Origin of the sequence: Bradyrhizobium sp. 141, from assembly GCF_023074055.1 — a bacterium.
Taxonomy (GTDB): domain Bacteria; phylum Pseudomonadota; class Alphaproteobacteria; order Rhizobiales; family Xanthobacteraceae; genus Bradyrhizobium.
In genome coordinates this window covers 1-14,133 of record NZ_JADPKR010000058.1, presented here as the reverse complement: position 1 = coordinate 14,133, position 14,133 = coordinate 1, and the positions used below count along the sequence as shown (strand labels likewise).

Sequence of the window (14,133 nt, the reverse complement as noted above, 5' to 3'; positions counted from 1 at the left end):
TCCAGCCGCATCCGCGTGCAGGTAGAGAAAAAATCAACCTTAAAAATTAGGGTTAAGTGGCGCTTAAACATTTGCTGGCATCGTCCGCTCCGTGAGTTTCCAGAACGTGAGGCCTGCGTATTTGCCTCACCGGCCAAAAGGACGAAGCCAATGCGTAGCGTTAAGTCTCTCCTTGCCGCGGGTGCGGCAACCCTGATCTCGTCGATGGCGTTTGCCGCCGATATGCCGATCGCGGCGCCCCCTCCCATGTACGCGCCGCCGGCTCCGCCCGCCGACTTCGGCGGCTGGTATCTCCGTGGCGATATCGGCATGACCAACCAGAGCGCCAAGCACATCGAGAGCGCCCTGCCGGCTGGGTATTCGAAGTCGACGGAAGGCCTCGGCTTCGACTCGGCCGGGCTGTTCGATCTCGGCGTCGGCTATCGCTTCAACAACTGGTTCCGCGCGGACGTGATCGGCCAGTACCGTGGTAAATCCAATCTGCACGGCAGCGACAACGTCGTCGGCCCCGGCTTCGTCGGCGTCAACAATTACAGCGGCAGCAAGTCCGAGTGGGTCGTCATGGCCAACGCCTATGTCGATCTCGGCACCTGGTGGTGCATCACCCCGTTCATCGGCGCCGGTGTCGGTGGCTCCTACAACAAGATCAGCGGCTTCCGCGACGACGGCGTGTCATACAACCCGCTGCTCAACAACAGCGTCGCCTACTTCGCCGACAACGGAAAGTGGAACCTTGCCTGGGCCGCTCACGCCGGTCTCGCCTACAAGGTCAATCCCGGGTTCACCGTCGAACTCGCTTACAGCTACATGAACCTCGGCGACGCGGCGCCCGGCAACTACCGCTTGTTCGACAACAGCGCCTCGGGCCCGACGTCGATCAAGGTCAGGGACATCACCTCGCACGACATCAAGCTCGGCGTGCGCTGGGATCTCAACAGCCCGCCGGCCTACATGCCGCCGCCGCTGGTCACCAAGGGCTGATCGGCAGACTGATCGGTTAGGACTTCTTAACGGCGCGGGATCATCCCGCGCCGTTTTGCTTTGCGGATTTTTCATGGCCTGGTCGCGACGAAAGCGGCCGACGCAACCATTGGTTAAGGTTAACAGGCGATGATCATCGCAACAGTTCGAGTCCGATGGAGCGTTGCGATGCGTAGGCTGATGTTGGCGGCAGCGATGTTGGGGACGGTGTCTGCCGCGCACGCGGCCGACATGCCGGACCTGCCGATCCTGCGCGGCGGCTTCACCGATGGCCTGTCGAAGACGAGCCATAATTGGGATGGCTTCTACGCCGGCGGTCACTTCGGCTACACGACCGACGCAACCGACTTCGGCCAGAGCGTGGTCGGCCTGACCAACTACATCTTCCGTGACAGCGTGCTTCAGCAGCCGACCTCGTCCTGGTCGCTTCTCAGCAAGAACACGGCGCAGAGCACGAATTTCGGCGGCTTCGTCGGCCGTAACTGGCAATGGTACGACGCCGTGCTCGGTCTCGAAGGCACCTACACCTACTTCAACAATCTCAAGTCCGCCTCGACCGGCACCAACGCTCTCGACATCATCAACCCGCCTGGCGACACCGTGCCCCCGGGTGCCTTCAACCATTGGAACGTGACTCTGACTGGGGCGGCCACGGCTCAGGTCAAGGATGTGGTCACGTTGCGTGGGCGCATGGGTTGGGATGGCGGTGACTTCATGCCGTACGTCTTCGGCGGCGCAGCCGTCGGCCGCATGGACGTTTCCCGCACCGTTTCCAGCAACGTAACACTGCGCACCGATACGACGACGATCGATGGATTCGGCAACACCACAATCGTGCCGGGAACGACGAACCCCGTTCCAACGCAGTCGCAGACGCAGACCCAGCACAAAACCAATGCCTTCGTAGTCGGCTGGACCGCCGGTATCGGGCTCGAATACTGCTTGTGGGGAGGCTTGTTCGCGCGGGTCGAATACGAGTACGTGCAGTTTTCGCCCATCATGAACACCTCAGTGTCGCTGAACAACGCGCATGTCGGACTTGGCTACAAATTTTGAGCTTGTCCGGTCTGGTTGACAACTTTCCCGCGTCCTGATGCTCTGTCGCTCCAAAGCGGGGCGGCAGCGATGAAGATCTACGGCGACAGCAATTCCGGCAATTGCCTCAAGGTGAAGTGGGTCTGCGACAAGCTCGCATTGCCCTACCGCTGGATCGAGATCGACACGCGCAAGGGCGAGACGCGCACGCCGCAATTCCTTGAGATGAACGGTGCCGGCCAGGTGCCGGCAATCGCCTTCGACGACGGCCGCACGCTGGCGCAGTCCAACGCCATCATCCGCTACCTCGCCCGCGACAGCGCGCTCGTTCCGCGCGAAGCCTTTGCTGCGGCCAAGATGGATGAATGGCTGTTCTGGGAGCAGTACAGCCACGAGCCCTATATCGCGGTGTGCCGCTTCCTCCTCGTCTATCTCGGCAAGGATGCGTCCGAACTGGATCCTGAAAAGGTCAAGCGCGGCTATGCGGCGCTCGACCGCATGGAGCAGCATCTGGCGGCCAGCCGTTTCTTCGCCGGCGAGGACGTTTCGCTCGCCGATGTCTCCCTGCTCGCCTATACCCGCGTGGCGCATGAAGGCGGCTTCGACCTCGGCCGTTATGCTTCCGTCCGCCGCTGGATCGGCGAAGTCGAAGCGTTTCTCGGCCTTCCGCCGGCGCGTTGAGGTTGGAGTTTTCGACATGAGCGCCGAATCCGTCTCCATTCGCCGCGCGCATCGCGACGACGTTCCCGCGATCGTGGCGATGCTCGCCGACGATCATCTCGGCCGCGCGCGCGAACGCGTCGAGGATCCATTGCCCGCCGCCTACTACGACGCATTCGCGCGGGTCGAGCGCGATCCGAATCTGACGCTCGTGGTTGCCGAGAGCGAGGGCAGGGTGGTCGGCTGCCTACAGCTTGCTGTTCTGCCGGGCATCAGCTCGCAAGGCGGCGTGCGTGGCCTGCTCGAAGACGTACGCGTTGCCACCGATTGTCGCAGCCGCGGCATTGGCGAGCGTTTGGTGCAGTGGGCGATCGCGGAAGCAAAGGCGCGCGGCTGCAATCTGGTCGAACTGCTGACGCATCAGACGCGCGTCGATGCGCAGCGTTTCTACAAGCGGCTCGGATTCACAGCGAGTCACGTCGGCATGACTGTCCGCTTTTGAGCCAGCTGCTTGCGGACCTTGTGCAATCAGCAAATTCAGGTCGCGCATTCGTTCATGTTAAGAGCCGGTAAACTACCCGTCGGTCGTTCACGTTGATGAAGGAACGATCGGTGCTACGGCGGCGTCTGACACCGGGGCTCGCCTCGGTTCGGGGATTTCAATGACAAGCTATTCGATGATCAAGGTCGGCAACGACTACGTTGTGCAGGCCGATGACAAATGCATTTTGAAAGTCAGCAGCCGCCGCCGGGCCGCGCAATTGATCAGCGAGGCCACGGACTTGCTGAACGCGCTCGCGGTCGTTGAATCCCCTGGTATCGCCGCGGAAGCACCATCAAGCCGCCGTGAGGCGCCGGAACTTCCTTGACTGCTCTGCCCGATTCCCGTATCAGCCGCGGCGGGACACCTCCCCCCAACGGGAGGCTGACTATCTGGAAGGGTAGATGTTATGACTGTAGCGAAGCCCGCTTCGCGGCCGAACGTGCCGCATTTCTCCTCCGGCCCCTGCGCCAAGCGCCCCGGCTGGAATGCCCAAAATCTCAAGGACGCAGCACTCGGCCGCTCGCATCGCGCGAAGGTCGGCAAGACCAAGCTCAAGCTCGCGATCGATCTGACGCGCGAAGTGCTCGAGGTGCCCGCCGATTACCGCATCGGCATCGTGCCCGCCTCCGATACCGGCGCGGTCGAGATGGCGCTGTGGTCGCTGCTCGGTGCCCGCCCCGTCACCACGCTCGCCTGGGAATCCTTCGGCGAAGGCTGGGTCAGCGACATCGTCAAGGAATTGAAGCTCAAGGACGTCACCAAGCTGAACGCGGCTTACGGTGAAATCCCCGACCTCTCGAAGGTCGACCCCGCGAGCGACGTCGTCTTCACCTGGAACGGCACCACGTCAGGCGTGCGCGTGCCGAACGCCGACTGGATCAAGGCGGATCGCACCGGCCTGACCATCTGCGACGCGACGTCGGCCGCATTCGCCCAGCCGCTCGACTGGGCCAAGCTCGACGTCGTCACCTTCTCCTGGCAGAAGGCACTCGGCGGCGAAGCTGCGCACGGCATGCTGATCCTGTCGCCCCGCGCCGTGGAGCGGCTCGAGACCTACAAGCCGGCCTGGCCGCTGCCGAAGATTTTCCGCATGACCAAGGGCGGCAAGATCAACGAAGGCATCTTCGTCGGTGAGACCATCAACACGCCGTCGATGCTCTGCGTCGAGGATTATCTCGATGCGCTGAACTGGGCCAAGTCGATCGGCGGCTTGAAGGCGCTGATCGCGCGTGCCGACGCCAACACCAAGGTGCTCGCCGACTGGAAGGCGAAGACGCCGTGGATCGACTTCCTGGCCAAGGATGCCGCGATCCGCTCCAACACCTCGGTGTGCCTCAAGTTCACCGATCCCGCGATCACCTCGCTGTCCGAAGATGCGCAAGCCGACTTCTCGAAGAAGCTGGTTGCCCTCGTCGAGAAGGAGGGCGCCGGCTACGACTTCGCCTATTACCGCGATGCGCCGGCCGGCCTGCGCATCTGGTGCGGCGCCACCGTCGAAGCCAAGGACGTCGAGCTGCTGACCCAGTGGATCGACTGGGCTTTCGCCGAGACCAAGGCCGCGCTCGCCAAGGCGGCGTAAGTTTCTTTTTCGCCTCTCCCCGTTCTTACGGGGAGAGGCCGGGTCGCGCAGCGCTCCGGGTGAAGGGCTCTCTCCACGAGCACTTCGCCTGTGGCTGCCCCTCACCCCAGCCCTCTCCCCGTAAGAACGGGGAGAGGGAGAACATCAAGCTTCCGAGACACTCATCCATTCCGGCCCTCGGGCCGATCCTCCCTTAGGGACGGTGAAGGACACATCCCCATGACCAAACCCAAAGTTCTCATTTCCGACGCGCTCTCGCCCGCCGCCGTGCAGATCTTCAAAGACCGCGGTGTCGAGGTCGACTTCCAGCCCAATCTCGGCAAGGACAAGGACAAGCTCGCCGAGATCATCGGCAATTACGACGGCCTTGCGATCCGCTCCGCGACCAAGGCGACCGCAAAGATCCTCGACAAGGCGACCAACCTCAAGGTGATCGGCCGTGCCGGCATCGGCGTCGACAATGTCGAGATCCCCGCCGCCACGGCCAAGGGCATCATCGTGATGAACACGCCGTTCGGCAATTCGATCACGACCGCCGAGCACGCCATCACCCTGATGCTGGCGCTCGCCCGCGAGATCCCGCAGGCCGACGCCTCGACCCAGGCCGGCAAGTGGGAGAAGAACCGCTTCATGGGCGTCGAGATCACCGGCAAGGTGCTCGGCGTCGTCGGCTGTGGTAATATCGGCTCGATCGTCGCCGACCGCGCGCTCGGCCTGCGCATGAAGGTGATCGCGTTCGATCCGTTCTTGTCGCCCGAGCGCGCCAGGGACATCGGCGTCGAGAAGGTCGAGCTCGACGATTTGCTCAAGCGCGCCGACTTCATCACGCTGCACACGCCGCTGACCGAGAAGACGAAGAACATCATCGACGCGGCCGCAATCGCCAAGATGAAGAAGGGCGTGCGCCTGATCAACTGCGCCCGCGGCGGTCTCGTCGACGAGCAGGCGGTGGTCGATGCGCTCAATTCCAAGCACATCGCCGGCGCCGCCTTCGACGTCTTCGTCGAGGAGCCCGCCACCAAGAACGCGCTGTTCGGCCATCCCAACGTGATCTGTACGCCGCATCTCGGCGCCTCCACCACGGAGGCGCAGGAGAATGTCGCGCTCCAGGTCGCCGAGCAGATGTCGGACTACCTGCTCACCGGCGCGATCTCGAACGCGGTCAACTTCCCCTCGATCACGGCGGAAGAGGCGCCGAAGCTGAAGCCGTTCATTGCGCTCGCCGAGAAGCTCGGCTCGTTTGCCGGCCAGCTCACCGAGAGCGGCATCCTCAAGGTCGAGATCACCTATGAGGGCCACGTCGCCGAGATGAAGATCAAGGCGATCACCTCCGCCGTGCTGTCGGGCCTGCTGCGCCCGATGCTCGGCGAGGTCAACGTCGTCTCCGCGCCCGTCGTCGCCAAGGAGCGCGGCATGGTGGTCGACGAGATCGTCCGCGCCGCGCAGAGCGACTACGAAAGCCTGATCACCGTGACGGTGGCGACGGAGCGCCAGGAGCGCTCGGTCTCCGGCACCGTGTACCATGACGGCAAGCCGCGATTGGTTGACGTCAAGGGCATCCGCGTCGACGCCGAGTTTGGCAAGTCGATGATCTACATCACCAACGAGGACAAGCCGGGCTTCATCGGCCAGTTCGCGAGCCTGCTGGGCGATGCCAAGATCAACATCGCCACCTTCCATCTCGGCCGCGTCGCACCCGGCAGCGATGCCATCGCGCTGGTCGAGGTCGACGGCGCGGTGCCGGCGGATCTGCTCGCCAAGGTGCAGGCGCTGCCGCAGGTCAAGCAGGCCAAGGCGTTGACGTTCTAGGGCGCACTACCTCCACTTGCGTCATGGCCGGGCTTGTCCCGGCCATCCACGTCTTGCCCGATGCGCGAAAGAACGTGGATGCCCGGGTCAAGCCCGGGCATGACGAGCGGATGGAGTGACGCTCACATTGATATTCCGACCCGCGGAACAACGCCGCCTCCATCACCTGGAGGCGGCGTTTTTATTTCTCCCGCAGCCTTCCAACTTTGTGTACCAATGGCCTCAGGACGCTCCGTTCAAATTCGTTCGACAAGGGAGAAAACACATGCGTGAAGCCGTCATCGTTTCCTATGCGCGCACGGGCCTCGCAAAATCAGGCCGCGGCGGGTTCAACATCACGCCGCCGATGTCGCTCGCGGCCCATGCCATCAAGCACGCGGTCGATCGGGCCGGTGTCGACAAGGACTATGTCGAGGATTGCTATCTCGGCAATTGCGCCCATGGGGCGCCGAACATCGGCCGTCAGGCCGCGCTGCTTGCCGACCTGCCGACGACGACGGCCGGCGTCTCGGTGAACCGGTTCTGCTCTTCGGGCCTCCAGACCATCGCGATGGCCGCCAACTCGATCCGCTCCGACGGCGCCGACTGCATCGTCGCGGGCGGCGTCGAAAGCATCTCGATGCCGGGCGGCGGGACGCCGAAGGAGACGATCGATCCGGAATTGCTCAAGGTCGCGCCCGATATCTTCATGGCGATGATCGACACCGCCGACATCGTCGCCGAGCGCTACAAGCTCAGCCGCGAATACCAGGACGAGTTCTCGCTGGAATCGCAGCGCCGCATGGCGGCATCGCAGCAGGCGGGCAAGTACAAGGACGAGATCGTCCCGATGAAGACCAAGATGAAGGTCGTCGACAAGCAGACCAAGGCGGAGTCGATTGTCGATTACGTCGTCGACCGCGACGAGTGCAACCGGCCCGAGACCACGCTGGAAGGTTTGGCAAAACTCGAGCCGGTGAAGGGCCCCGGCAAGTTCGTCACCGCCGGCAATGCCAGCCAGCTCTCGGACGGCGCCGCGGCTGTGGTGCTGATGGAAGCCAAGGATGCCGAGAAGCGCGGACTCAAGCCGCTCGGCCGCTTCGTTGCCTGGGCGACCGCCGGTTGCGAGCCCGACGAGATGGGTATCGGTCCTGTCTTTGCGATTCCGAAGCTTCTGAAGCGCACGGGCCTGAAGATCGACGACATCGATCTCTGGGAGCTCAACGAGGCCTTCGCCAGCCAGTGCCTCTACTCGCGCGACAAGCTCGGCATCGATCCCGCCAAGTACAACGTCAACGGCGGCTCGATCGCGATCGGCCATCCCTTCGGCATGACCGGCGCCCGTCTCACCGGCCATCTGCTGCAGGAAGGCGCGCGCCGCAAGGCCAAGTGGGGCGTGGTGACGATGTGCATCGGCGGCGGCCAGGGCGGCGCCGGGCTGTTCGAAATCTACAGCTGAGCCGATCCGCTTTCCACGGCGTGAAGACAGGAAGCACGGCGCCTCAAGCGCCGTGTTTCTTTTTTTAGCCGGCTTGTGCACCCCACCGTGCACAAGGGCGAGTATTGTGACGAATACACGTATTCGTACGTACCCGCAAATTAACGGAAGCTTTTACCCATTAGCGCTTGATCAACCGTATTTGCCATCATCGGGTTTCATCAGATGCGGTTCCTTTCCCTTCGTCTCACTCACAAGATCACGGCCATCGGCGTGATCGGCGTCGTCGGCGTCGTCCTGATCGGCGGCATCCATCTCTATGGCGAGCGCGCGATGGGGGTCTATCGCGATGCCGCCGAGAACGCGCGCACGATCCAGGAGCTGAACAGCAGGATCGCGATCGAACTGCTCGAGGCCCGCCGCGCCGAGAAGGATTTCCTGCTGCGCAATGACGCCGGCAAGGCGCAGCGCCAGGTCGAGATCGGCAGGGAGGTTGCCGTCGACATCGAGAAGCTGCGCGGCGGGATCGCTGCGCTCGGCAAGCCGGACCTCGCGCGCCAGATCGACGCGATGAATGCCTCGCTCCGGGATTATCAGGCGCATTTCACGGCCGTGGTCGAGACCAAGCAGCGGCTTGGGCTCGACGAGAAGTCCGGCCTCGAGGGGCGACTGCGCGCCTCCGTGCACGACATCGAAGCCAGGGTCGATCAATTGCACAATGCCCCGCTCCGCGTGACCATGCTGATGATGCGCCGTCACGAGAAGGATTTCATGCTGCGCCGCGACGCCAAATACGGCGAGGACATGAAGAAGCGCGCGGGCGAATTCCTGTCGGGGGTCGATGCTGCCGATATGTCCGATGCCGCGAAGACGGAGCTGCGGGCGAAGCTTGCCGATTATCAGCGCGATTTTTCCGCCTGGATGGACGCAGCGCTAACGCTCGCGGCCCGGCAGAAGGCGATGTCGGAGGCGTTCTCCGCCGTCGAGCCGGTCATCGCGCAGGTGTCGAAATCGGTCGACGGGATCCGCATCGAAGCCGACCGGCTGAACGATGTCGAGCGCGACGGCATTCAATGGTGGATCGGCGTCGCCATCGCGTTGATTGCATCCGCCGTGCTCGGCCTCGGCGTATTTATCGGGCGGTCGGTCTCCAAGCCGCTGTCCGCGATGCGAGCGGCGATGATCGAGCTCGCCAAGGGCAATTTCGCCATCGTTCTTCCCGGGCTCGGCCGTCCCGACGAAATCGGCGAAATCGCGCAAGCGGTCGAGACGTTCAAGATCAATGCCGAGCGGAAGGCGCAGGAAGAAGCCGAGGAGAAGATCAGGCAGGACAAGCTCGCCGCCGAGCGCCGCCGCGCCGACATGATCAGGATGGCCGACGATTTCGAGGGCGCGATCGGCGAGATCGTCGAGACGGTGTCGTCGGCGGCCAACGAGCTCGAGGCCTCGGCCACGTCCCTGACCACCACGGCCAGCCGGTCGACCGAGCTTGCCACGCTGGTGGAGGCTGCCTCGGAAGAGGCCGCGACCAACGTGCAGTCGGTTGCTTCCGCCGCGGAAGAGCTCACCGCCTCCGTCAACGAGATCAGCCGTCAGGTGCAGGCCTCCGCGCGCATGGCCGGCGAGGCCGTCAGCCAGGCCGGGCAGACCAACGATCGCGTCAGCGAATTGTCGAAGGCGGCCGCGCGCATCGGCGACGTGATCGAGCTCATCAACGCCATCGCGGGTCAGACCAACCTGCTGGCGCTGAATGCTACCATCGAGGCCGCGCGCGCGGGCGAAGCCGGGCGCGGCTTTGCCGTGGTGGCCTCGGAAGTGAAGGCGCTCGCCGAGCAGACCGCGAAGGCCACCGGCGACATCGGTCAGCAGATCTCGAGCATCCAGGTTGCAACGGAGGATTCGGTCGGCGCCATCAAGACCATCGGCGGCACGATCGAACGGCTGTCGGAGATTTCCTCCACCATCGCCGCCGCGGTGGAGGAGCAGGGCGCCGCGACCAGCGAGATCTCGCGCAACGTCCAGAACGCCGCCGCCGGCACCACGCAGGTCAGCGCCAACATCTCCAGCGTGCGCCAGGGCGCGACCGAGACCGGCTCGGCCTCCTCGCAGGTCCTCTCCGCGGCGCAGTCGCTGTCGAACGACAGCAGCCGGCTCAAGATCGAGGTCAGCAGGTTCTTGGATACGGTGCGCGCGGCGTGAGCGCTGGCAGTGGAGCAGATCGATCGCGCCGCGGGCCTAACCTCTCCCGCTTGCGGGAGAGGTCGCGCGCTCCGGGCGATGCGAAGCATCGTCCCGCGCGCGGGTGAGGGCTCTCTCCTCTAGGGGACTGTCCCATCGAGGAGATACCCTCTCCCCAACCCTCTCCCGCAAGCGGGAGAGGGAGAGCACCGAGATCTGCTACGCCCCCGCCAGCGCCGGGGCGAACATCACTTCGATCAGCGTGCCGTGGCCGGCGCTCTTGATGTTGAAGCGGGCGCGGTTGGCTTCGACCAGGGCCTTGGTCAGCGACAGGCTCAGCGCCGCACTGTCCGCGGCATCGCCGGGCGGCGGGGTGCGGAACGGCTCCATCGCGGCGGCGACTTCGCGCTCGGTGAGGCCGTGGCCGGTGTCGCGGATGCGCAGCGCGATCTCGCCGCGGTCGGACAGGGCGGTGGAGACGATGACCTGGCCGCCGGCGCTGGCGAGCCTGATCGAGTTCGAGATCAGATTCATGGTGATCTGCCGCATCGCGCGCGCGTCCACGCTGACCTGCGGCAGCGCATGGGCGAGCGAGGTGCGGATGATGATGCGCTCGCGATTGGCCTGCGGCTGCATCACAGTCACGCAGGCTTCGACGAGATCGTTGAGGTTGAGGTTGGCGAAGTTGAGGTCGAGCTTGCCGGTCTCGATCCGCGACAGCTCCAGCAAATCGTCGATGATGGCGATGACGCGCTCGCCGGAGGCGCGGATGTCCTTCATGTATTCGCCGTAGCGCTCGTTGCCGAGCGTGCCGAAACGTTCGGAGATCATCACCTCGGCAAAGCCGATGATGGCGTTGAGCGGCGTGCGGATCTCGTGGCTGATCCGCGCCAGCATGTCGGCTTTCGCGTTGGCCGCACTGTGGACGAGGCGGCGGGCCTGCGTCAGCTCGCTCTCGCCCTTCTTGCTCTGGGAGAGGTCGCGGAACACGGCGAAGAAGTTCGGGCCGTCGGGCCGCGTGCGGCCCATGATCATCGCGAGCGGAATGACGCCGCCCTTCTTCTCGCGTCCCAGCACTTCGCGGCCGTGGTCGAGCAGGCTCGCGATGTCCTGGCTCTTCAGGCTTTCGAAATAGTCGGCGACGATCTGCTGGCTCTCGGGCGCGAACAGCGTCGCCAGATTCTGCTCGAGCAGCGCCGTGCCGTCATAGCCGAACAGCGCCTCGGCGCTGCGATTGCAGGCGTGGATGTTGCCTTCGGCATCGAACATGACGATGCCCTCGGCGGTGGTGTCGAGGATCGCGGCGAGATCTTCGGCCTCGGCTTCGCCGGCCGCGGGCTCGATTTCGAAAGGGAAGGATTCCGGGACGATGGTCTCGGCGGCAACCGCCTCGGCGACGACGGGCTCGGCAATGCCGGGCGCGGTGACGACAGGTGCAGCCTGCGGCAGCGCGCAGATCAGCGCGTGCGCGCTCTCGCCGTCCCAGTCGATCGTGTGCAGATGCGCACTCGTCGTCGCAAGCGGCTGCTCGCCGTTCGCAACCGTCGCGCTGATGGTGACAGGCGTGCCGGCTTGCGAGGTGCTGCTGGCCGAGGACACGCCGGGCTCGACATAGAGCGCATCCAGCCCGCCGGCAGCCTCCAGTGCATGGATGTCGGCATAGCCCATGCGCGCGAGAAACGCCGTGTTGGCGTAGAGCAGGCGGTCGAGCCGGTAGATCAGGATGCCTGATGGCAACAGGTCGAGCAGCGTGCGGTCGCGCGCGCTGGCGCCGCGGGCCGGCGGCGCGGGCTCGGTCAGCCATTGCGCCGGCGCGTGCGGCGGCTCGGGCTCGGGCGCCGGTGGTTCGGCAAGGATCTCCGCCGCCGGCTCGGGGCTGTCCGCCGCGATCGTCTCGCGCTCGCGTTCGAGGCGTTCGGACAATTGCCGGGCGAGCTCGTTGAACGCGCTGTTCTCGACCGGCGTCAGCGTCGGCGATCTCTGGTCACCTTGTGACCTGGCATCGCCGTGCGGGCGAAACGGCACGACATTGGGAGGCGTTTCCAAGGGAGGCTCCACGGGCGTTTCCACGGGCGTGTCCGGTTCGGTTGGATGTGAATTCGCGTCGCTTGTGGGTTCAGGCAGTTCGGGTTCGGGTGTTGGCTCAGGCTCGGCTGTGGGCGGCTCGATCGGCGGAGGCGGCGCTTCGGCCAGCAGCTCGAAACGCCCCAGCGAATCGAGCCGGTTGAGGGCGTCGAGATCGCGGCAGACGCCGAAGCCTTTGAAGCCGGCAAAATTGCGCGACTGGTCGTAAGTTGGCAGGCCCGCGAGCTCGACCGGCAGAGGCGCGCCGCCGTCGGTCGGCCAGTTCACGGTGATCCCGGCCCAGGTGTCGTGGCTTGCCAGCGCCTGTGCGACGCGCCCATCAGCATCGAGCGAGAATTGCTCGGTGATCTCGCGCCAAGGGCGGCCGAAGCCTGCGGCCGTTCGCGCGCCGATCAGGCGGATGAACTCGTCGGAGAGAAGCACAAAGCGGCCCTCTGCATCCATCTGCCAGAGGAAGCGCAGCGGATGCTGACGCGGTGCGGGCGGCTCTTGGCTCAACGAGGCTTGGCCCGACGGCGGCTCAACCATGCCGATAGTGATCGGCGCCGCCTGCGGCGACACAATGGCTGCTGACGGGTTTTCAACCGGAGTTTTGGCCGCGGCTTCGCTGGTCCGGTCGTGCGCCGGCTCTCGAGCAGTCTCCTCGACCGCGTCCTGAACCGTTGCGGCTTGCTGCGGTTCGCCCGCGATCGTCGCACCGCCCGCGGGCGCCTCGACCGGCTCGGCGAAGGCGTCGAACAAGGCGATGCCTTCAGGCGCCTCGTGCGATGACGGCGGCTCGCTTGGTGCACACTCGGGCACGGCCTCGGCAGGCGCAGCTTGCGCGGCGGCGGCCGGCTCGATCAGCGCGACCAGGCCGACATCGGCGCCGCTGCCAACCCGTTGCAGCACCATCTGGCCGATCCCGATCGGCGTCGCGGCGCGGCCCTCGCGCAGCGCATCGCTGCGCGCACGGTCGAGGCCGGCCTCGCCGAGGTCGCGAAAGCCGAGCAGCGAGCGTGCGGCCTCGCTGGCGCCGACGAACAGGCCGTCGGGCGCGAACGCCGCCATCGGCACCTTTGCGCCGTCGACCAGACGAAGCAGCCGCTCGATCAGCGGCATGGTGCGCAGCGTCGGATCCATCGCGGTGACGAGCACCGCATGACTGCCGTCGGCAAAGTCGAGCCGGGCGCAGGCGCAGGTCATCAGCGTGCCGAGCCGGGCGCCGAAACCGCGCAGACGTTCGAGCCGCACAGAGCCGTTCGCCGGCAGTTGCCGGGCGAGCCGGGCGACCTGGCGGCGATGGCTGTCCGCCGGACCAAACATCCTGTCCGCGAGTGCTGCGCTATTTGCGGCGCCGAACAGTTTTGCGCCGACCGGATTGGCCCACAGCACGCGCGCGCCGTCGATCGACCACAGCCAGGCGGGCAGCTGAGAAGTCGCATGCACGGCCAGCCGGGGATCGCCCACACCTCGCAACTGGAAATCCGAACTCGTCATCCGACCGGCTGTATCTCACGCTTGAAGCTGGCGGCTGCCGGGAATGACAGCCTTAAGAAAGGGTTAGTATCGCCCGCGGCCGCGGGCAGGTCCACGGCCCGGCCCTTCGGAGATCCCCCAAAGCCGCGATAACCTTAATCCGCCCACGCCCGCAAGCCGGCGCCCGGTTCATCCAAGGGATTCGAAGGTGGGGCAGACATAGGCCACCTGATGAGATGAGAGGCGCTGAGCGCACCGAAGCAGGTGCGTTCCCTCCCCCCTTGTGGGGGAGGGTTAGGGAGAGGGGGCCCAGCAAAAGGTGCGGGTTGTTGATCAAGCACCTAAGCGCTGCCCGACGGGGAGAGTCCCCGTGTGGCACCGCTTAGG

10 protein-coding genes are annotated in these 14,133 nt (G+C 65.1%); 9 read left to right on the top strand and 1 reads right to left on the bottom strand.

The genetic code is table 11. The features are described from left to right. The first annotated feature begins 150 nt into the window (after positions 1 to 150). The 9 genes from IVA81_RS16755 (at position 151) to IVA81_RS16715 (ending at position 10,224) form a co-directional block, all read left to right on the top strand. A complete protein-coding gene (locus tag IVA81_RS16755) occupies positions 151 to 981 on the top strand; it encodes an outer membrane beta-barrel protein (protein ID WP_247319991.1) in 831 nt (276 codons plus the stop codon). Positions 982 to 1,149: 168 nt separating this feature from the next. Next, positions 1,150 to 2,037 (top strand): outer membrane beta-barrel protein, encoded by an 888-nt coding sequence (locus tag IVA81_RS16750; RefSeq protein ID WP_247319990.1) that lies wholly within the window; start codon positions 1,150 to 1,152, stop codon positions 2,035 to 2,037. 69 nt (positions 2,038 to 2,106) lie between these two features. Then, positions 2,107 to 2,697 carry a glutathione S-transferase family protein gene (locus IVA81_RS16745; protein ID WP_247319989.1) on the top strand — a complete coding sequence of 197 codons (591 nt, stop codon included), beginning with the start codon at positions 2,107 to 2,109 and terminating at the stop codon, positions 2,695 to 2,697. Positions 2,698 to 2,713: 16 nt separating this feature from the next. Then, positions 2,714 to 3,178 (top strand): GNAT family N-acetyltransferase, encoded by a 465-nt coding sequence (locus IVA81_RS16740; protein WP_247319988.1) that lies wholly within the window; start codon positions 2,714 to 2,716, stop codon positions 3,176 to 3,178. Between the two features lie 160 nt (positions 3,179 to 3,338). Continuing rightward, complete coding sequence (locus IVA81_RS16735) at positions 3,339 to 3,545, top strand: hypothetical protein (protein ID WP_247319987.1); 207 nt, start codon at positions 3,339 to 3,341, stop codon at positions 3,543 to 3,545. Between the two features lie 81 nt (positions 3,546 to 3,626). Next, positions 3,627 to 4,799 carry a phosphoserine transaminase gene (locus IVA81_RS16730; protein ID WP_247319984.1) on the top strand — a complete coding sequence of 391 codons (1,173 nt, stop codon included), beginning with the start codon at positions 3,627 to 3,629 and terminating at the stop codon, positions 4,797 to 4,799. A 219-nt stretch (positions 4,800 to 5,018) separates the two neighbouring features. After that, positions 5,019 to 6,608: a phosphoglycerate dehydrogenase gene (serA, locus tag IVA81_RS16725; RefSeq protein ID WP_247319982.1), complete on the top strand. Its 1,590-nt coding sequence runs from the start codon at positions 5,019 to 5,021 to the stop codon at positions 6,606 to 6,608. Positions 6,609 to 6,873: 265 nt separating this feature from the next. Then, positions 6,874 to 8,046: an acetyl-CoA C-acyltransferase gene (locus IVA81_RS16720; protein ID WP_247319980.1), complete on the top strand. Its 1,173-nt coding sequence runs from the start codon at positions 6,874 to 6,876 to the stop codon at positions 8,044 to 8,046. A 204-nt stretch (positions 8,047 to 8,250) separates the two neighbouring features. Next, positions 8,251 to 10,224: a methyl-accepting chemotaxis protein gene (locus IVA81_RS16715; RefSeq protein WP_247319978.1), complete on the top strand. Its 1,974-nt coding sequence runs from the start codon at positions 8,251 to 8,253 to the stop codon at positions 10,222 to 10,224. Between the two features lie 198 nt (positions 10,225 to 10,422). Here IVA81_RS16715 and IVA81_RS16710 read toward each other — a convergent pair whose 3' ends face one another. Further along, a complete protein-coding gene (locus IVA81_RS16710) occupies positions 10,423 to 13,767 on the bottom strand; it encodes a PAS domain-containing sensor histidine kinase (protein WP_247319976.1) in 3,345 nt (1,114 codons plus the stop codon). Positions 13,768 to 14,133: the final 366 nt, after the last annotated feature.